This window comes from Desulfuromonas acetoxidans DSM 684, from assembly GCF_000167355.1.
GTDB lineage: Bacteria > Desulfobacterota > Desulfuromonadia > Desulfuromonadales > Desulfuromonadaceae > Desulfuromonas > Desulfuromonas acetoxidans.
Genome location: NZ_AAEW02000007.1, coordinates 151196 through 171500, shown reverse-complemented (window position 1 = coordinate 171500; position 20305 = coordinate 151196). Strand labels below are relative to the sequence as shown.

At 48.2% G+C, this 20305-nt stretch carries 21 protein-coding genes and 1 pseudogene; 15 read left to right on the top strand and 7 right to left on the bottom strand.

Annotated features, from left to right (window positions below):
- Positions 1-449 precede the first annotated feature (449 nt).
- The 3 genes from DACE_RS07565 to DACE_RS07555 are packed head-to-tail and all read right to left on the bottom strand — an operon-like array spanning position 450 to position 3464.
- On the bottom strand, positions 450-845 hold the full coding sequence (locus tag DACE_RS07565; protein ID WP_005999944.1) for a hypothetical protein: 396 nt from the start codon (positions 843-845) through the stop codon (positions 450-452).
- Between the two features lie 10 nt (positions 846-855).
- Positions 856-2229: an MFS transporter gene (locus DACE_RS07560; protein ID WP_005999943.1), complete on the bottom strand. Its 1374-nt coding sequence runs from the start codon at positions 2227-2229 to the stop codon at positions 856-858.
- Positions 2226-3464, bottom strand: coding sequence for a NupC/NupG family nucleoside CNT transporter (locus DACE_RS07555; protein WP_005999940.1), 1239 nt, complete (start codon positions 3462-3464; stop codon positions 2226-2228). The genes DACE_RS07560 and DACE_RS07555 overlap by 4 nt, the downstream gene beginning before the upstream one ends.
- A 454-nt stretch (positions 3465-3918) precedes the next feature.
- On the opposite strand from DACE_RS07555, the gene DACE_RS07550 reads away from it, so the two are divergent.
- From DACE_RS07550 to DACE_RS07485, 15 genes and pseudogenes are all read left to right on the top strand, one after another.
- Positions 3919-4902 carry a hypothetical protein gene (locus DACE_RS07550; RefSeq protein WP_005999938.1) on the top strand — a complete coding sequence of 328 codons (984 nt, stop codon included), beginning with the start codon at positions 3919-3921 and terminating at the stop codon, positions 4900-4902.
- Positions 4854-6006, top strand: a pseudogene (locus DACE_RS07540) (IS3 family transposase); the annotation flags it as partial. The gene DACE_RS07550 and the pseudogene DACE_RS07540, both read left to right, overlap by 49 nt.
- Positions 6007-6056: 50 nt before the next feature.
- Complete coding sequence (locus DACE_RS07535; RefSeq protein ID WP_005999935.1) at positions 6057-6452, top strand: hypothetical protein; 396 nt, start codon at positions 6057-6059, stop codon at positions 6450-6452.
- Positions 6453-6552: 100 nt separating this feature from the next.
- A complete protein-coding gene (locus DACE_RS18110) occupies positions 6553-6861 on the top strand; it encodes a hypothetical protein (RefSeq protein ID WP_155809033.1) in 309 nt (102 codons plus the stop codon).
- A gap of 119 nt (positions 6862-6980) precedes the next feature.
- Positions 6981-7841, top strand: a complete 861-nt coding sequence (locus DACE_RS07530) for a hypothetical protein (RefSeq protein WP_155809032.1) — start codon at positions 6981-6983, stop codon at positions 7839-7841.
- 30 nt (positions 7842-7871) lie between these two features.
- The gene (locus DACE_RS07525; protein ID WP_040366490.1) at positions 7872-8495 is read left to right on the top strand and encodes a DUF1294 domain-containing protein; all 624 of its coding nucleotides are present in this window, start codon (positions 7872-7874) and stop codon (positions 8493-8495) included.
- Positions 8496-8847: 352 nt separating this feature from the next.
- Positions 8848-9768, top strand: a complete 921-nt coding sequence (locus DACE_RS07520; protein ID WP_162013596.1) for a transposase — start codon at positions 8848-8850, stop codon at positions 9766-9768.
- A 245-nt stretch (positions 9769-10013) separates the two neighbouring features.
- Entirely contained in the window at positions 10014-10901 is an 888-nt protein-coding gene (locus DACE_RS07515; protein ID WP_162013595.1) for a PhzF family phenazine biosynthesis protein, read from the top strand.
- 456 nt (positions 10902-11357) lie between these two features.
- The gene (locus tag DACE_RS07510) at positions 11358-11558 is read left to right on the top strand and encodes a cold-shock protein (RefSeq protein ID WP_005999925.1); all 201 of its coding nucleotides are present in this window, start codon (positions 11358-11360) and stop codon (positions 11556-11558) included.
- A gap of 130 nt (positions 11559-11688) precedes the next feature.
- The gene (locus tag DACE_RS18455) at positions 11689-11826 is read left to right on the top strand and encodes a hypothetical protein (protein WP_176290282.1); all 138 of its coding nucleotides are present in this window, start codon (positions 11689-11691) and stop codon (positions 11824-11826) included.
- Positions 11827-12100: 274 nt separating this feature from the next.
- Entirely contained in the window at positions 12101-13180 is a 1080-nt protein-coding gene (locus DACE_RS07505) for a GTP pyrophosphokinase (RefSeq protein ID WP_040366488.1), read from the top strand.
- A 492-nt stretch (positions 13181-13672) separates the two neighbouring features.
- A complete protein-coding gene (locus tag DACE_RS07500) occupies positions 13673-14575 on the top strand; it encodes a 4Fe-4S binding protein (RefSeq protein ID WP_238326402.1) in 903 nt (300 codons plus the stop codon).
- Between the two features lie 100 nt (positions 14576-14675).
- Positions 14676-15620 carry an NINE protein gene (locus DACE_RS18675; RefSeq protein ID WP_005999917.1) on the top strand — a complete coding sequence of 315 codons (945 nt, stop codon included), beginning with the start codon at positions 14676-14678 and terminating at the stop codon, positions 15618-15620.
- A gap of 7 nt (positions 15621-15627) precedes the next feature.
- Entirely contained in the window at positions 15628-15981 is a 354-nt protein-coding gene (locus DACE_RS07490) for an MmcQ/YjbR family DNA-binding protein (RefSeq protein ID WP_005999915.1), read from the top strand.
- A gap of 127 nt (positions 15982-16108) precedes the next feature.
- Positions 16109-16546: a hypothetical protein gene (locus tag DACE_RS07485; RefSeq protein WP_005999913.1), complete on the top strand. Its 438-nt coding sequence runs from the start codon at positions 16109-16111 to the stop codon at positions 16544-16546.
- 82 nt (positions 16547-16628) lie between these two features.
- Here the strand turns inward: DACE_RS07485 and rsgA are convergent, their stop codons facing one another.
- The 4 genes from rsgA to DACE_RS07465 form a co-directional block, all read right to left on the bottom strand.
- On the bottom strand, positions 16629-17708 hold the full coding sequence (rsgA, locus tag DACE_RS07480; RefSeq protein WP_005999910.1) for a ribosome small subunit-dependent GTPase A: 1080 nt from the start codon (positions 17706-17708) through the stop codon (positions 16629-16631).
- A 280-nt stretch (positions 17709-17988) separates the two neighbouring features.
- Positions 17989-18393, bottom strand: a complete 405-nt coding sequence (locus DACE_RS07475; protein WP_005999908.1) for a GFA family protein — start codon at positions 18391-18393, stop codon at positions 17989-17991.
- Between the two features lie 20 nt (positions 18394-18413).
- Complete coding sequence (locus tag DACE_RS07470; RefSeq protein ID WP_005999906.1) at positions 18414-19187, bottom strand: hypothetical protein; 774 nt, start codon at positions 19185-19187, stop codon at positions 18414-18416.
- A gap of 253 nt (positions 19188-19440) precedes the next feature.
- Positions 19441-20166 carry a hypothetical protein gene (locus tag DACE_RS07465; protein WP_005999905.1) on the bottom strand — a complete coding sequence of 242 codons (726 nt, stop codon included), beginning with the start codon at positions 20164-20166 and terminating at the stop codon, positions 19441-19443.
- Positions 20167-20305 lie beyond the last annotated feature (139 nt).

Genomic DNA, 20305 nt, shown 5'->3' with positions numbered 1-20305 from the left:
GCAAGCTGTAAGTTGTTTTTTAGTGCGTTTTTCTCGTGTGTATTGGGGGGATTTGATACATGATCCCTCACGCAAATTTAAAATCTGTCGGTATCTTGCTGATTGCTTTGGCGAAGTTCATCTGTTTTTGTGGCTTAGTAGGCACGTGACGTGGGTTTCCGCGCCCACCCGTCGGGCTGCTTTTGTGTCGACAAGAGTAGCGCAATCGACTCCCGACCATTGCGCCCTGCGAGTTCCCTCACTCCACTCGCTTACGCTGCGATAATAAGAAAAGGCGGCGAGCCGAACCCGTGAAGCACAACGTAAAGTGATTCATTGTCGGTGGGTTTGCGACCCCCGGAGGGCCGTTTCCAAAAGCCGGTTTTGCATCCTTTAGTCGGCTTATAAAAGGATGGCACCTGCCAGGATGCTTCCCGGCGACCTTGATTTTGCATGTAAAGATAAAATGATTAATCCAGTTTGATATCTACCTTCACTTCTCCACCACTGACACTGTCTTGAAGCTTTTCCACCTTCTCATCCATCAGCACTCCACCACTGACATTGACTTTTTTATCCGCTTTCGCGGCCTTGGTCTGCTTGGTGGGGGCTTCGTCATGCAGAGAGGTGTCTTTGGGTTGAGCTAGTGTTTCCAAGGTTTGTTCTTGCACCTCCAGTTTAACTGGAGACGGTGTAGGAATCGGAACTTCTTTAGGTACAATGGGTGCTGGACGCGGAGACTCCTCGGGCGGAGTGGCGGGTTTTTCCGGGATGGGGTTCACCGGAGTCGGAAGATCGTCGGTTTGTGAGTTACAGCCAAACAGCAGGACCGTAAGCAGTAGGCCCAAAGTGAAATATTTCAACATAACGTTGTCCTTATGAGCTTTGCGATTCGTTGTTTCTGTGGCGAGCTGTGCGTTGCGCAATGAACACGACACCACTTAATACAATCAACAGCATAACAAAATACCAGACAAATTGCTCCGAAGTGACCATGAACGTGTGGCGTTCCAGTTGCGCTTCATTCAATGTTGATGGTGCGCGTTGTTTGAACCAGGCATAGGCTCCGGTGTAAGCGAGGCTGATTCCGGCATAGGCCAGATTAAAACTCAGGCCACGAAAACTCAGCACAGTAGCGCGCATGTGGGACGGCGTGACCTGATTGAGATAATGGCTGCCGAAAAACATGTTGAACATAAACACCACAAATACCAGCGCCATGGGCAACACCCCGTACCAAGGGATAAACAGGGCAAAAGTGGCGCAACCGATCATCATCAACACGCTCATCCAGCTCAGATTCGCCACCGGGCGGAAGCGACTGGCGGCATATACCGCCAGTGGCGGGATGAAATAAGCCATCACCGACATGGACGAGCCGATCACGCCGAACAGCGCCTCGGGAATGTCGATCATGCGGTAATACTGGCTGTTGAGAGTCAGCAGCATGCGGATGATGTGATCAAACAGCATGGTAAACAGAATGATGCCGAGGGCAAACGGCGTGTGCCAGATCCACTTGGCGCTGTCGATGATCAACCGGGTCGTCGCAAAGGCTGTGGCGAAAAAGCCCTGCTGTTCGGGTTGGTCGGCATTAGGTGGTTCGGTCATTTTCAGGGTCAGCACCAGCGTGACCAGGGCTGAACCAAGGGTCAGCAGTAATGGATAGCGCATGGTGTTGCGTAACGTCAGCTCGCCGTTGAAGCCGATCCATCCGGCAATGCGGTTAAGCAGCTCCGGGTCGTAGACCAATGCACCGAGCGTCATGGCAACGATAAAGCCGATCTGCTGCACCTTGAGCTGCACGTCGAGCACTTTGGGCCACAAGTCCTTTTGCCCGGCAGCCACCAGCGTATCGTAGGCCAGGGCTTCATCCGCGCCGCTGCCCATGGCTTCCGACGCACCGCTAAGCAGTCGGTTGGCCAGAAACAGGTAAAAGATCCACTCCGGCTGGGTGCTGGGCGCAAAACTGATCAGCGACAATTCAGCAATCATCAGCAGTGACGTGGCGATGAGCAGGCGGCGACGACCGAACAGGTCAGCCAACGCGCCAGACGGTACTTCCAGCAGTACGATGGTCATGGCCCACACCACGTTGAGCAGGGTGAACTGCTCCAGAGTCAGGCCAAAGTCGAGAAATAGAATGGTGAAAACGGGGTAGTAAAACCGCGCGTTGTAAAACACCCGGAAGGCGATAAACAACCGGATGTTGGCGTGGTTAAACGGTGCGTTTCCAAAACGTTTGATCATAGAGTCGGCAACATCAGGGCCGCAATGGCGGCGGTCATGCTGGTGGCCAGCGTTCCGGCCAGCAGCGATTTTACCCCGAGACCGACGATCTCATGACGGCGCTCCGGGGCCATGGCTCCCATGCCACCGATCATAATGCCGAGGCTGCCGGGGTTGGCAAAGCCGCACAGGGCATAGGTCATGATGTACAGGCTGCGCTGGCTCAAGGTGCCCTCCGGCAATTGGGTCATATTCAGATAGGCGACAAACTCGTTGATCACCGTCTTGGTGCCAAACAGCGCACCTGCCGCCGGAGCTTCCTGCCACGGCACGCCCAACAGCCAGACCACCGGAGCCAGCAGCGTACCAAGCACACTCTGCAAGGTCACTCCCTCAAAGAATACGCCAAGCAGGCTGTTGATCAAGGCAATCAACGCCACCATGACAATAATCATCGCCACAATATTGATCAGCAACTGCACACCCTGCACCGTGCCCTGAGTGATGGCATCCATACTGCTGCGCACATTGGTGTCCGGCACCATGGTCGCATGGGTGGTGTCGTCCTTTTCCGGCACCATGATCTTAGCAATCACTACCGACGCCGGGGCGCTGATCAGCGACGCGGTGAGGATGTGGCCCATGATGTCCGGCAACACCGAACTGAGAATGCTGGCATAGAGCACCATCACCGTCCCCGCAATGGTCGCCATGCCGCAGCTCATCAAAGTGAACAGCTCGCTGCGTGTCATCTGCTGAATGTACGGACGGATGATCAACGGTGATTCCACCATGCCGACAAAGATATTCGCCGCCACGCCCAGACCTTCAGCCCCGCCAATGCTCAGGCTTTTCTGCAACAGCCACGAACAGCCCTGCACGATGCGTGGCAACAGCCGCCAGTAAAACAGCAACGAGGATAACGCACTGATCAACAGTACCAGTGGCAAACCGCGAAAGGCGAGGATATACGCACTACCGGGAAAAGGCTCCTGAAACGGCAAAGCACCACCGCCCAGATAGCCGAACACCATACTGGTTCCGGCAGCCGTGGCGTTTTCTAACGCCAGCACCACTTTGTTCAGTACCAGAAACAGGCTTTGGAACCAGGGCACATGAAAGAGCAGGGCAGCGAGGATGAGTTGCAGCACCAGGCCGATGATGACCAGTCGTACTGGAAAACGGCGGCGCTGTTCGCTGATCAGCCAGGCGATGAGGATGAATACGCCGAGGCCGAGAAGAGGTTGGAGGGGCATGTATGGAACTCCGCTAAATTTAAATTAGGTCAATGTGTGACTTTATCATTAGAAGGCGTGGTGGTAATGTGGCTGCTATTGTTTGCTAAGAATCAAAAGTTCCCGATTCCATAACATGTTTGAAGGGGTCGGAAAAAGGGAAAAGAAAACAAAGGCCTGTTTTGATTGCAAATGATGGGATGGTCCTGAGATATGAGATTTTGGCGTTTGTGCGAATGTCAAAATGTTAACAACGTCCCCTGCTGTCCCTTAGATAGACTTTGAGCCGGGATAGGCAGATCTGCCTATCCCGTGAAGGGTATTGGCCATAACGGTTGTAACATATTGAAATGTATGGTAACGGAAGAGTCATCAGTATGTTAGCGTGGAATTATATATAGCTCGGACCTTCTGTGTTTGCAGCTTTATACAGAAACTGTCCATTTATTGTTAGCAGTCACTACAAGGAACGAGAATGTCTGAAGATTTAACCGTAGATGATATAGAAGATATAGAAGAGCAAGAAAATCCTGAAGTGCTTTTGGATCTTCAGCAAAAACTTATTAAACGCTGCAATGATGCTGGTATTGAGGCTGAATTACGTGAGTATTTTGATGGTGATACTTACGTTGCAGTGGGCATGCCTAACGGAAGAGATAAAAGGTGGACTTCATTTAGTTCTTCAGAAGCAATAACTGAAATACTCAGTTTTGACTTCGAGAAATATACCTTTCTTGGAGAGTTTGTAGCTATAGCTAACTATTCAGAAAATTTAATTGAGGCTGTAATTCGTCCCATTAATGGTATGCCTCGTCATTTTCTTCAAAGAAGAATATTTGGAGAAGTATCAGAGGGCGAAGAAATCGAGCCCATCGTGCTAGAAGAAAATTACCTTGGTCGATCCATTAAAATTGAAATAGGCGAAGCCTCTGGTGCTATGCGTATGCTCGCTAGAGGACCGTTTGGTCGCAATGGCGCATTATCAGTAAAGATTTCTGGCATAAACATTTCACAGCATAATCAAAGTCTACAAATTCTACGAAAGCTAAGCGATTCTTTGTTTTTTCAGCTTGATCTTCAAGATGGGTTTGCGCTTTCTCTTGTGCGAGATAGAAGGCACACTCGACGTCCAGGTCATAGACCTCGTCGCAGACCACATGAGCGTGCAGAGTTGGAATTCCCTAAAATAGAATTTGATGAAGGGCCAAGCTCTCTTTATTGGTATGGTAGAAGTGCGTTAGGTATGCCACTTCTTCAGTTCTTAGCTTTCTATCAGGTAATTGAGTATTACTACCCCACTTATTCCCAAGAAGAAGCGAGGCGAAGAATTAGGTCAATTTTGAAAGACCGGGTTCTACCCCGAATTTACGGACACTTCAAAAAAGCCTATAGTGGGCTAAAGGAGTGTTTATGTCTAAGAGAAGAAAATTCAGTCAGGAATTTAAACGTGGGGCAGTAGAACAGGCTTGCCAGCCTAATGTCAGTTGCGCTCAGGTTGCAAGAGAACTCGGTATCAATGCCAACCTGCTTTCACGGTGGAAGCGAGAGGCTGAGGCAGAGGGCCGCCATGCCTTTGGCGGGACTGGAAATCCCAGAGATGATGAGGTTGCAGCTCTTAAACGTGAATTAGCCCGGGTAAAAAAGGAACGGGATTTTTTACGCGAAGCGGCAACGTTCTTTGCCAGGGAGTCGTCCTGAAGTATCAGGCGGTTCAACGTTGTCGCAATGAATTTCCTATTCGCTTGATGTGTCGTTGCCTCAAAGTTTCTCACAGTGGTTATTATGACTGGGAGAAAAGATCCCCCAGCACACGACAGATTGACAACGAGCGTCTACTGAAGCGCATTCGTGAAATCCATGAAGACAGCAACGGTGCCATTGGTGTTCCGCGTATGCATGAAGACCTTCGGGAAACCGGAGAGACTGCAAGTAAAAATCGCATTGCTCGTTTGATGGCTTCAGCCGGACTTCAAGGCTGGCCGCGAAAGAAAAAACGAGGTCGATATCACACACCAGTTGTAGTCCCTGCCGATGTTCAGAATCAGTTGCAGCGTGATTTTAAGGCATTGGAACCAGAACAAAAATGGGTCACAGACATCACAGAACTCAAGACCGGCGAAGGAAAACTTTATCTGTGTGTTGTCATCGATCTGTTCAGCAAGTTGGTCGTTGGCTGGTCAATGCACCATCGCCAAGACCGGCAGATGGTGATCCGTGCCGTTGAAATGGCCGTGTGGCAACGTCAAGAAAGTAACCATGTGATTTTGCATTCGGATCGCGGCAGTCAATTTCGCAGCACGGACTACCAAAGATTCTTGAAGGAGAACGCCCTGGTTTGCTCCATGAGTGCTGTTGGTCATTGTGGAGATAACGCAGCCTGCGAGGGATTCTTTGGTGTTCTCAAGCGAGAACGCACAAATCGGATGAGATATCCGACAATGGATGCCGCCAAAGCGGATCTATTCAACTATATTGAACGCTTCCATAATCCACGAATGAGGAAAAGGATTGCTAGACGTGATATGGAGTTTCAGTTGTTTTCAAACCGTCCGTAGAAACGGGGTATAACCCGACCCAACATTTAGAACTGATCGAGATGGCGATATTGGAAAAGTGCTCACGGCAGTTTCCGGGCACGGAAGGGGGTTTGGTGATGAGCGCTCTCAGTTAAGGGCTACGATTAATGCTTGCGTTGATACCAATGATTTAAGAGAGTTTCTGCAAGAAGATGAGCAGCGCGCTGAATTTTTCTCCGCCAAACAGAAAGGTCTAACTGATCATAAATTACCCTTGAATAACTCTGGTGCTGATCTACGAGCTCCTGTGGCAGATCTCATATACGATATTCGCTGTAAAATTGTCCATACAAAAGGCGAAAGCTCTGAAGGTGAAGTTGAATTATTGTTGCCGTTTTCTAAAGAGGCTGAGTTGCTATTTTTTGACATCGAGTTAATGCAGTACGTTGCGAGAAAAGTACTAATTGCGGCAGGGGCTCCATTATCGCTATGAGGCAACTGCTAACAAGTGCGTCAATTAGGACGCTCGCAAGCTCGCGCCTATTACGCAGGCGTTAGAACAGTACAAATAACACAAAGAGGATAATTTAAGAATGGAAGGACTGATAGTTTTAGTTGTAATTGCTGTGATTGTATATGCCCTGCTTAAAGGAGGTGCATCTAAAGCTTCGAAACCCAATCTAGGCGATCCGTATGCATGTTCCGGGTGCGGTGTTCAAGTAAAGCACAACCGCCGCACGGTCTCCGCGTGGGAAAAGGGGGCAAGAAGCTTTTATTGCAAATCCTGTCATGGGCAGTGGCGTGAAAAGCAGACCAGCAAACAACCTTCTGGTTGCCTAGGATTTTTTGTGTTGCTCATTATATTACCTAGTATTGCGATTACTAGTTTGTTCCTCTTTTAATAATGCGCACTATAAATATGGTAAGACACATTGCGCGAATAAAGCGCATATATAAAGAACATTTTTCCTTATTTCTTTTTGTGGCTTTGTCGTTTTTGTTGGCTATTAGCATAGCCATTATGCCTCATTATTTATATATTTCAATTTTAATTTGTGCTTTTCTTTGTGCGTCACTTGGCATGTATTACTTTACTTATTTTAGCAGATTTAGGTTGCTGACAGATGACTACTCACATCATAAAGAATACTATTTCGAAGCATACTCGGTATGGGGTGTTCTTGCATTTAATTCGTTATTTGTTTTTATATTTGCTCACGTTGGTACAGTTATTGCCACGGCATCTCCAATGTTTGGATTTGGCCAAATAACATTCTATGGGATGCTCTTATTCCTTATTCAATCAATCATAGATGGCATTACTTTTGGTCTTTTTGGGTCATATTCAATTAATTTGTCCAATATTCAAATGCAAGGTATTTTTGCACAAACATATGCATATGCGGCCAATCTGACAATTGACCTAGCTTTTATTGCTTCAATATTTTCAGTTGTGGGCGAGTCCTATGGGGTTAAGCGAGAATTTAAGAAAATGATTGCTTCAGGCGCCATCGATGCTGATTTCTTCTCTTCATTATCTCCAGCCAAGGTTAAGGAAATCATCCGCAATATTAATTCTGGAAAAATTGATGTACAGCATCAAGGCTCACAAGTCGTAAGTCTCCTATCCAATAGTTGCAGCAAAGAAGCTAGGGATATCATGCTACAGATTATGCAAATCACAAATAACATGGAAGTTTATGCACTATGTATTGATTATTTTCAGCGCAATAACGACTTCCGGTTTCGTAGAGTGTGCTCAAAAGTTAAAGATCCCGTGAGTCTGGGCGTACTTGCGGACAAAGGAATACGTGTCTCAGGCAAGAACAGGTCTAACAATGGGCTCCACGGGACGTCAGCGCCGACGCGCCGCCGTCCTTGAGCCCGGGCGTTGGCCAATAGAAGATTTGAAATGCGCAAAAGAGGAACGATTACATCATGGAATAAAGACAAGGGATACGGCTTTATTTTACCGAACTCAGGTTCAAAACAAATATTTGTCCATATTAAAGACTTCAGCAATCGGCATCGCCAACCTGAAGTTGAGCAATTAGTTAATTATAGTGAGTCCGTAGACAGACAAGGCCGTCCTTGTGCCATAAATGCAACTCGCGTAGGAGATGGAACAGAAAAGATCGGAAGTAAAAAAGCTGCAAAATTACCTATAACGATAGCGATATTATTTTTAGGAGTTGTCGCCGCATCAGTTTTTGTGGGGGATTTGCCAATATATATTTTCATTGCCTACATTGCATTGAGCATAATTACTTATTTTACCTATGCTTTTGACAAATCTGCTGCGCAAAAAGGTGCATGGAGAACGCAAGAAAGTACACTGCATCTGTTTTCTATGGCTGGAGGTTGGCCTGGTGCATTGATAGCTCAACAGATATTACGTCATAAAAACCAAAAAGAATCTTTTCGATTCGTTTTTTGGGTGACCTCTGCGCTGAATCTTTTTGTTTTAATCTGGCTGTTCAGCGCCAATGGTTCAAAATTTCTGAAGTCTCTATTGCAAAATATTTCGTTGGGCTAACAAGCGCATCAACCGGACGGAATAGACCTAAGCGCGTGAATTCCGTGAATTCCGGACGGACCATAGGGGACGTAGTTGATATTTTGACATTCTCGGTTACCCTTCACTTATGCCACGTCATGCCCGAATCGACATACCCGGACTCTTGCAACATGTGATTGTCAGAGGAATCGAACGTCGCGATATTTTTATCACTGACGACGATCGCGAAGATTTTGTCCGACGTTTATCTGGCCTACTAGAAGAAACCTCGACGGACCATAGGGGACGTAGTTGATATTTTGACATTCTCGGTTACCCTTCACTTATGCCACGTCATGCCCGAATCGACATACCCGGACTCTTGCAACATGTGATTGTCAGAGGAATCGAACGTCGCGATATTTTTATCACTGACGACGATCGCGAAGATTTTGTCCGACGTTTATCTGGCCTACTAGAAGAAACCTCAACGGCTTGTTATGCCTGGGCTCTTCTCGATAATCACGTCCACCTGTTATTGATACCGACAGAAATCTCCCTTTCCATCCTGATGCGTCGCCTTCTAACTGGCTACGCCGTCAGCTTTAATCTGCGCCATAAACGTGCCGGACACCTGTTCCAAAATCGCTATAAATCGATTGTCTGTGATAGTGATGTCTATCTGCTGGAACTGGTGCGCTATATCCATCTCAACCCTGTTCGTGCTGGTAAGGTTACGGATATGAACGCCCTGGCTGATTATCACTGGAGCGGTCATCGGCAGATTCTCGGCAGGAAGGAACTCTGTCTTGTAAAGGATGAGGACGTTTTATCCCTTTTTTCCGGTAAGAAGAGCGTGGCACGTAAGGCCTATTATCAGTTTCTTGCTGACGGATTACTCCAGAAAGTTTCTCCACTGTCCATGGGCGGTAGGCGGGTCAGCCAGTCTCTGGACGATTCGTTAACGGATGAAGACAGCTATGATGATCGTATTCTTGGCGGTGGTTCATTTGTCGAGCGGGTGCTTGGTGAAGAGAAGCCGGTTGAGGCAAGTCGGTCATTTGATGAGCTCAAAAAAGTCGTTGTAGGTTATTTTGAGTTGGATGTCACAGAGTTGGTCTTGCCGAACAAGGCTCGCAGGGTAAGTACGGCTAAGGCTGTGCTTTGCTATGTGGCCATTCGTCACTACCGGATGACGGGATATGCTGTCGGCAAGGCTTTGTGCTACACTCCTTCAGCAGTGAGCCGTGCCGTTCAACGAGGTCAAAAGGTATTTGATGGGGATGCCCGTTTGAGAGATATTTTATCCTAAATATCAAAAAATCAACTACGTCCCCTATGTGCTCCTTTCCTGTGATTGAATATGGGATTGGGAAGGATTCCGAGCTAGATGACAATGATTGGATTTCTTGCAAAATCGAAGACAAAACTTTCACGGGCACGGTGATCCTGAAAAATTAAACGAGATTTTAAGATGTTTTCTGGGTTGGAATGATAAAGACAGCGAACAACCGCTTTGAGAGGGACGCGTTAGATGTCAGAACACGAGAAAAAACAATGAGTAGTGCTCGCTCATACCGTTATCGAGTCGTTGATGTTTTTACGGATCAGGCAATGGAAGGAAACGCTCTTGCCGTATTTCCAGATGCTTCTGGAATCGACGATATAACCATGCAGAAGATCGCCAAAGAACTAAATCTGTCAGAAACGAGCTTCGTCATTCCGGCAACCCGGACTAACTGCTCGGTGGGCGTACGGATATTTACACCTTCGAAAGAGATGGATTTTGCTGGCCATCCTACTATTGGCACAAGTTTTGTTCTTCTGGACGAGGGAATCATACCAGCAGACAGCGAGCACTTCGTGCTTGAGGAAAAAGTCGGTCCCGTACCGGTCCGTGTTGACACGGGCATACGTCCGTTGATTTGGCTACAAACTCCTCCTATCAGCAGGGGAATAACTTTCGACCGGACTGCCTGCTCTCTTGCATTGGGGCTTAATACAAGCGATCTCCTTCCTGTCACCCCCCAACTCCTGAGTGCGGGTAACCCTACAGTATTCATAGCGTTGAAAGACAGAGACGCAGTCGATCGCGCTTGGCTCGATTCTCGTGGCTCCGCTGCTCTCAGAAAAGACTATCCTGAACCTATGTGTGTCTTTGTGTTTACACCGACTCCTGATGGAGCCTACTCCCGAATGTTCGCTCCTGAGTACGGCATTGCAGAAGATCCGGCAACTGGAAGCTCAACAGGCCCGCTTGCCGCATACATGATGCAGCATGGGCTTGTTGCATGCACCGCTGGTACAAGGCTTACAAGCGAACAGGGGACAAAAATGGGGCGTCGAAGTATATTGCACGTTCACATTCACGGAGACAGAGGGCAGGAGGGGATCGAAGTCGGTGGTCGCGTTGTGTCTGTTGCTGAAGCAATAATGAGGTTTTAACATTAATAGCCTGGTAAAAAATTTATGCAGAGAAAAGGGGACGGATTTATTTTATTCCGATTTATTTTATTCCAGATACTCATAACTCAGGATAAAAAACCACTATGCCTCGATCAGCCCGCCTCGTAATTCCAAACAATCCTCACCACTAGGAGTTCCGAGGACGGGAGTTCCCGGGAGTTCCGGGGACAGTATACTTATCTTTTTACCTTGGAAAATAGAATGTTTTCTCCGTGCTGAAAGTGCAACAGCGACATAGGCCTTGCTATTCGGAAGCTAAGCGTGTTACTGTTTGACTACTTAAGCTAAGTTTGTGGAAATTTTTATCGCTCGCCAGGTGGACAAGGTGTCGATCTGGATCAAAAACACAGGCCCTCTTGGGTGTGTGTTTTTTTGTTTTTTGATAGGGCGGGATTTGTACAACAAAAAGGTTCCAGAAGGAACATGGAGAAAAAAATGGCAGAAGGTTCAGTAAAGTGGTTTAACGATTCGAAGGGCTTTGGTTTTATCGAACAGGACAATGGTCCTGATGTATTCGTCCATTTCTCAGCAATTCAAGGCGACGGCTTTAAGTCTCTGGCTGAGGGCGACCGCGTCTCTTTCGACGTGACCGATGGTCAAAAAGGTCCCCAATCTGCGAACGTGCGCAGAATTTAGTTCGGATTTTTCATAGATCAGCAAAGGGGCCTCGCAGTTATTTGCGGGGCCTTTTTCTTGATAGTAAGACCGCTAACTATCTGCTCACTTCAGCAGTGTGAGCGAACAACCTGATAGAAGGAGCAGCGCGATGGCCAAAAAACCGAATTACGGTTATGAAAAACGCCAGAAAGAACTCGCAAAAAAAGCTAAAAAGGAAGAAAAGAAAAAACGTAAATTGGAGCAGGACCCACAAGACACCCCCTTGGAGACCTTGGACCAAGACTAGCAGGCTGTTGAAACAGTTCCATCCTGGGGCTTTTCAAAGACGCAAGCCGAAAATGCGATTTCTGTCTTGCTTACAGAATCAAGCACTTAAAAATATATGTCCTTGATTTTGGTCGCCCGTCTATGGGTTCCACAGGCTGTTTTTCAACAGCCTGCCAGGTCAAAAGGTAATAATCCCTTCAATATACCTGATCCCAGCTTTAATCCTCTCCCAGTCTCTTTGCTCACCTTTTTCAGCCAACTTCATGTCATTACCACACGAAAGGAGATTGCCATTGGCCTCTCTGGATTTCGAGCTTGAAAAGCATAATTTTACAAAATATTACGAGAACAACAGGCCCCTTTTTGAGGAGGCCAAAAACGCTTATATCAGTGTGATCAAATCACTGATTAAACAGGCTGATGTCGGCGAAGTGACTAAGGTCGAAGGCCGGGTCAAGAATAAAGAAGAGTGCATTAAAAAGTTTCAGCGCAAATACCAAGACAAACTCGAAGCAGCTGACCAGCCCTATGAGATCAAAAACTATCTCTCTGATTTGATTGGGCTTCGCATCGTCTGTCTCTATGAAGACCAGATTGCGGACGTCTCGAAACTCTTGAAGAATCATTTCAAGATCATTGACGTTTCGGATAAAATCGCGGCTATTGAGAGCACCGAGGATTTGTTCGGTTATAAAGGGTTGCATATGGATCTGTCGTTTGCCAAAGAGATGGCTGCCTTGCCCAAAAATCAGCCATTTGCAGAGTATCCCTTTGAAGTTCAGATCAGGTCATTGATTCAGGACGCTTGGAGTGTGCTGGACCACAAAATCAAATACAAGAAATCGATCCCCAATGATCTTAAGCGCAGGATCAATGTTCTTTCCGCCCTGTTCGAGCTGGCCGACCGAGAATTTAAAGAGATCCGCAACGCCACCACCGAGTTGATCCAACAGGCGACAGTTTCGCCGCTCGGCGATGTTCTTGAAGACAACTGTGAAGCTCCAGGGTCCGCTGCAACGGAAACCGGTGGAAAAGCGTTCAATGTTTTCCATTTTCTGCGGGTCGCCGGGCATTTCTTCAAGGATTTTGAGTTTGAAGACTACAAGGTTGATAACTTTGTCCAGGATATACTGCGGTTGGATAACGGTTTTCAAAAGTCGGCCCTTCATAAAAGCTTGGTCGAAAACCTGAAAATCGTCAAAGAGTATCGCGATCATTTCATTGAAGGAAACCCTGAAAGCACCTTCAGCCCTTATACTGTGATCAGGCATTGCCTGTATCTCTACGATCAGGAAACTTTTAAGCGGATATTGGCCAAAGGGTCGACCGGCCGCTTTGTCAGTTGGTTAGGGCAGAACCATTCAACCCCCTGATAGTTTATTTTGAAAACGTGCAAAATCTCTATAAATCGATTGTCTGTGAAGGCAGATGCATATCTGCTGGGACTGTCTGCCATATTCATCTCAACCCGGTGTGTGCAGGTAAGGTTACGGACGTGGATGCTCTAGCAGGTTATCGCGGGACCGATATTGTCAAATGATCGGAAGGGGAGAATATCGTCTTGTAAACGATGATAACGTTTTATCCCTGTTTGCCGATAAGAAGAGTGCGGCACGCAAGGCCCGGAAGGTGAGTACCGCCAAGGCCGTGCTTTGCGATGTGACCATTTGTTTCTACCTGACGACGGGATATGCTGTTTGGAAGGCTTTGTGCTACACTCTTTCCGCAGTACGTCGTGCTGTTCAACGCGGATAAAAGGGTTTTAGCAGGATGTTGAAAAAGTCCCGTCCGGGGATTTTCAACGACGCAAGCCGAAAATGCGATTTCCGTCTTGCTTACAAAATTAAGCACTTAAAAACCTGTCCTTGATTTTAGGCGCCCGTCCATGGGCTCCACAGTCTGTTAGATCGGGAAGAGGGGTTGAAAAATATTTTACGCTAACTTTCAAAGAATCAATCCATCGTCTGTTTTTTCAAGGGAAAACCATGAAAATAAACCATGTTCATCTTATCTACTTTTCACCGACCGGAACCACGCGCAAAGTTATCGACGCGATTGCCGCAGGGATGGCGGCTGAAAAAATCAGTCGTTACGATTTAACGCTCTCTCAGACACCGCAGGAACAGTTCTTGTCGGAAGGTATTGCAGTTATTGGTATCCCTGTTTACGCAGGGCGTGTGCCTGTTGGTTGCCTGGACAGGCTGGCGAATTTTTCAGCGAACCAGATTCCCACTATTTTAGTGGCTCTGTATGGCAACCGTGAATTTGAAGATGCCTTGGTTGAGTTGCAGGACATCACCTCTGAAAAGGGCTTTAACGTGGTTGCGGCTGGGGCTTTTATTGGTGAGCATTCCTATGCGACCTCATCGCATCCTGTTGCCGTAGGTCGACCTGATGCGAATGATTTGAGTCTGGCGGAGTCTTTTGGACAACAGATTGTAGACAAAATTGAACGGGATTGTTTTGATACGCCCGTCATTGACGGCAATCACCCTTACCGGGACAGGGTGGCGTTTGGTGGAATCGCGCCGGAAACAGATGCTGAAAAATGTACGCTTTGCGGGACCTGTGCTGAGGTGTGCCCTGTTGGCATTGTGACGGTAGCCGATTCGGTTACAACACAGGCAGAACCGTGCATTATGTGCTGTGCCTGTGTGAAGGCATGTAAAATGGGCGCACGGTCTTTGAATCACCCGATGATTGAAGGGATCAGAGAGTTTCTGATGAAGAACTGCTCTACGCCGAAAAAACCTCAAATCTATTTATAACTCAAGGTCTGTTTTTCCCGTTGAAGTAAAGATTGATCAGTGCTTGGGCCAAATGTAATCGCGAGTGTTGAATTATTTCGTTCCCTTTTCAGGAGGATACATGAGTCGCTGCACCATTACCTGTCCACACTGTAGTTTCAGTAAAGATGTTGAACGTGACCCTGCCTTGTTGCATGGCAAGACAGTGACCTGCCCAAAGTGCAAGAAGGCATTTCCTTTTGTTGCATCAGACTCAGTTCCTCCTGTACCACCTGCCCAACCTGAGCAGCCCATTATCGAACCTGAAGCCAGCCCGAAAGCAGCATCAGAAACAGAAGACGCTCCTCAGCACAAGTTTTGCTCAACCTGTGGCAGCCAGATTCACATTAAAGCGGAAATTTGTCCGAAGTGTGGGGTGCGTGTAGCTCCGCCACGTAATGTGGTGAACAAGGTTGCCTTGCTGGTGATCACGTTTTTCCTTGGTGGGCTTGGTGGGCATAAATTTTATCTGAAGAAAAATCTGCAAGGGGTATTGTATCTCTTGTTCTTTTGGACTTATATTCCGACGCTGGTGGCGTTTATTGAGTTCATTATTTATGCCTGCAAGAGCGAGCCTGAGTTACAGGAGAAGTATCCTGAGACCAGTACCGGTGGAATTTTCATCGTCCTGCTTGTGCCTGTTCTGCTCGCCATCGTCGGCATTTTAGCGGCCATTGCCATTCCTCAGTATGTTGCTTATCGGCAGAAGGCGGGTAACGTTGCGGCTAGCACGGCACTGACAACCTGCCAGCAGCGGGTGAGTGACTATTACATGGATAACGGCACATTGCCCATGGACGCAAGCCAGCTTTCTTGTCAGGCGATCAACGGTGTCTCTCTTTATTACCTGCCAATTGGCACTGATGACTATCAACTGATCAGCTTTTCTGAGCATGGTAACAAAGCATATTTGGTGAATGATAATGATGTTGAAGTTGTTGAGGCGGACAAAGCTCAGATAAAGGAAGAGCTGACCGGTGAAGTTGGTGTTGAGCTGTTGTCGCCTGGGTTTTATTTTGTGAAGTAGGTTGATGATGAATTTCGAAACCTTACGCAGCTACCTGTTATCCAAACCAGCAGCCGTTGAAACCTTCCCTTTCGATGAAGAGACATTGGTGCTGAAGGTTTGCGGCAAAATGTTTGCTTTGTTGAATATTCATGGTGATCCGTTGCGGATAAATTTGAAATGCGACCCTGATAAAGCGGAGGTTTTGCGCGAGTTGTTTCCCGCAATCATCCCCGGCTATCACATGAATAAGCGCCACTGGAATACGGTGATTCTTGACGGTTCGATTGCTGACGATGAGATCTTTTCGATGATTGATGATTCGTATGATCTGGTGGTTCAGGGGCTGCCGAAATCTAAGAGGCCTGTTTCTCCTTCCTGAAATTGTTTTCTTGAATAATTCATTGTATTTATTAACTGAATCCTGATATTGATCTGTTCGATTTTTTAATTGAGTGCATGGCTCAGCGAATAGAGATCATTATTATGTGCAATGAGAGGACACTGTTATGAACAAAAAAGTTGTTGTTTTGATGACCATGTTATTTGGTGTGGCAGGCAGTTGTTGGGCGAGTACAGCAACGACCACAGCGCAAAGTCTGGTGGACAGTTCGACGGCGGCGGTGACCGATTCGGCGACTTCTGTTGCGGATAGTGCGACCACTTCGACCACCAGTGTCGTGGATGGACTTGTTGATGCCACAACGCAAAAAGCTGCCGACGCCGCGGATAGCACGATTGACAGCGCCAACACTAAGACGAAATCCGTTTTGAACAGCTATGTTGGTACAGAAAACACTGCTGAGACGGCTGAATCAACAGCGACATCAATGGTGGATGGCTACGTGGATAGTGCATCTGATGCGGCTTCAGAGACATCGAATTCGACCATTGACAGCGCTAACGAGAAAACCAAATCTGCCCTGGGTGGTTTCTTGGGTAAATAGTTCGCCAGAATTTTATCGTTCAAGAAACAACGCCCGGACTCTCAATGCAAGAGTCCGGGCTTTTTGTTTGTGCCTTATTTTATCAATGATCCTCCTGCCGCTTACGTTTGTCGGATGTAACAGTGCGACACATCTTGCGAAAGCTTTTTTCTCGGCTACGTCGTTCAGCAATCGTCTCACTGTTCCTTTGTTGCTCGGCCTTGAGTTTGAGGTAACTGCTCAGTCTGCGCGGTTCGAGTGAGCCACTTTCCACGGCTTTGCTCACGGCACAACCGTGTTCGCCCTGGTGGCTGCAATCGTTAAACTTGCAGTTTCGAGCCAATTGCTCGATCTCCTCAAACAGGTTGGCAATGCCGTCCTCACAGTCGGCCAGTTGCAGTTCGCGCATACCCGGATTATCGATGAGAATGCCGCCCTCGGGCAGGAAATGCAGTGATCGCGCTGTGGTTGTGTGACGCCCTTTGGCATCATCTTCGCGGATGGCGGCGGTGGCCTGATCCGAGTGGCCACACAGGGTATTTATCAGAGTCGATTTGCCGACGCCAGATGAGCCGGTGAGGGCGACGGTCTGGCCGGGTCCGCACCAGGTGAGAAGTGCTTCGCAGGAGTGGTGGTCAAGGCTATTGACGGCTTCAACCAGCAGATCGTGTTTCAGGCTGCGTGCCTCAGTGATAAAGGGCGATACATCGTTCACCAGGTCTGTTTTGGTCAGTACGACAATCGGCTGCATTTCAGCATCGTAAGCCAGCGCCAGATAGCGTTCCAGGCGCGATGGGTTGAAGTCCTGATTACAGGAGGTGACGATAAACAGCGTGTCGATGTTGGCGGCAATAAGTTGTTGCTTTGCCTCTAAACCGGCGGCTTTGCGGCGAAACAAGCTGGTGCGTTGTAGCAAGCGTTGAGGTTTCAGCGTGTCGTGCTCCACAAGCAGCCAGTCACCTACTGTAGGGCGGTCAATGATGTCTAACTGCTGCCATGATCCGGGTAGGCTGAGTTGGTGTTGGCCGTGATTGGAGAACACATCAATGTGCTGGCCATGGACTGCGGCGACGCGACAGGGAAGGGTGTTTTCCCATTCATAGAGGTCGAGTTGTTGTTGAAAAAAATGACTCCATCCCAGTTGTGGGAGTGATTTTACCGGTGAGTTAGTGTCGTAAGACATGGAAACCCCTTTTGATACGTGAGTGGCGTTCTGCAGGCGCAGGAATAGTGTCTTACTGTGTCGTCTGCACAAATGAAGTGGGTTTCTGATTTTTGCTTTGAAACCCGGCGTCAACCGGGCAAAGAGGTGGAGGGTGTGGGCAGGTGAATCGCGAGCGTTAAGCCACGCGTCCTCTCTTTGCCCCAGACAAACTCACAATCTCCATGTCAATAACTCCTTTCTGTTGTTTTTCGTACGCTAACAGGTGCTCATTTGTTCGTCAAGCGTATGAAATGGGTTCTTAGTGTGGCAAAGCGTCAAACTTGGCAACGGTGTCCAGATCGTGATCCCAGTTGGCTTTGTCGGAAAGAAAAATGTGCGCTGTGGGGCGCATGGTCACATCACTGTCCAGGCAGCCGGCAGGAACCTGGATCAGCTTTTCATTGAGTTGGATGGGCAAAGCAGACCCGCAGATGGTGCAAAAACTTTTACTGTGGCGTGTTTCCGGCAGGGTGAAGGTTGTGACTTTATTTTCTCCGCTAAGCCAGGTCAGTTTGGCTGATGTAGAAAAGAGGTTGGAAGCATGGGCAGAACCAGTGTCTTTACGACAGCGCTCACAATGACAGAGAAAGAACGTTGTGAACGGGCCGGTTATTTCAAAAGTGACTTCACCGCACAGACATGATCCGGTGGTTTTGGTGTCCATTTCGACTCCTGTTTTTGTTGTCAGCCAGAGGGCTGGAGTAGTGATTGAGCAATTAGAGTAATGGCCAGATCAAGGTGGCGCTCGGGATCGAAGGACGGACCTAACACTTGAGCAAGGCCGGGTCGGGTTTGCAGGCGATCATCCCAGAGTGCGTTTGTGCAGCGGTGGCGCAGTTCTGTGCAGATCCAGGTGAAATTGGCATCACGACTGATCTGGCGGTTTTCGCCCAGGGTAGAATAATCGAGGTCGGCTTGTCGCAGCACCAGCGGGGGCTGTCCGGTGGTGTAGAGATGACAGAATGGCTCGCGGTCCTGATTGGCCGTTGCGGTGACGGTTTTAACTTTTTTGCGCATCATCAGTCCACCGGTGGCCACGGCCCGACCCAGAGCAAACTTTTTCTTCGTCGTGGTTTCAAGTTCAATGGTGCTGATGATACCGGCACCGCGCAGCAACAGGTTGATTTCACCATAGGGCAGGCTGATCTGTTGCTCCGCCTGGGTGACAACGTGCAGCGCCTCCGGGGTGAATTGCACCTGTCTGACCAGAAGGCGGCTCCGGTCGGTTTCCATTTGCTCGGAGTCGATCAGCACAGGGGTAAAACCGCCAGCCTGCAATTTGATGGCGCAATCATGCGCCTGGTCGGTTGCAGCGAAACTGGTGACAATCGCGGGGCCGCCGCCGGGTGTTGTGACACGCGGACGCGCTTCATAGGGGGTGATGCCGAGGACACAAGCAAGAGAACGAGCCAGTTCTTCGCCACTGCCTTGAACGTGATGGATGGCAACAATGTACATGGGTCGTGATTCCCTTTTATTTGGCGGGAGATGGTGAGGGTTCATGTGCTTTCAGTCTACACCGATTTCGAAAAGAATGGGAACCACTACGTGACGACTAACAGGATGTTGAAAAAGTCCCATCCGGGGCCTTTTCAATGACGCAAGTCGAAAATGCGATTTCCGTCTTGCTTACAAAATCAAGGATTTGAAAACCTGTCCTTGATTTTGGTTGCCCATCCATGGGCTCCACAGGCTGTTTTTCAACAGCCTGCTAAATTTCGATATTGATCTGTTTGTCGGCGTACAGCGCAAAAGAGGTGTCGCCTCGTTGGAACACAAAGGCCCGACGACTGCTGTCGTCGATTTCGATCACACCGGTGGCAATCGAAAGGCTTATCTCGAAGCTTTCTTGAAGTTTAATCTTGTTTGATGGGGTCTCTTTGTGACTGACGGTCAGTAATAAATTGTTATGACTGGCCATGAGACGCCCTTTCTGGCAGCGTTCAACCAAAGCGAGACACGATAAGTCGATAAGCGGGATTGTGATGCCGGTCACCATTAAGCTTAGGACCTTTAACCCCGGGCTGAGGTTGACATACAGCAGATGGTCCAGTTGTGCGGTCGCAGTGGTTGGTATCAACTGAAAGAGGGACGAATGCTCTAAAACGCGTTGAACGATCTGTGTGGCCGCTGCTGGTGTAAGTTCGAGGCCCGTGAGAAGGTCCGCCAGGTCGTTTTGAATTTTTTCCACTCCAAGCCGGCGAATCTCGCTTTCGGCACTCGGGTAGTCGAGGCGGGAAAAACTGTGATTTTTTTTCAGCGTGCTCACCAGCTTGCGCAGGGCAATAAAGCGTCGTTCCGGACGTTTTGAGGCGTTACTTTTTTTTCGCTCGTTTTCCGCGCGCTCTTCGACTGTTTGATATCTGTCGGCAAGACGTTGATACTCAATGATCGGTTCTACCCACTTAGGGGTGTGTGGCTCAATACGTTTCGCCATGACGAACTCTGGCTCAAAATGCCATCTCCCTGTTGTTAAACGAGTGCTATTCTACGTTTTATCGACAGGTTACAGGAGATTCTTTAATCTTGGATAGTTCATACTCATGGTGGGGTGGAGTAGTGATGTTCCTGAAACT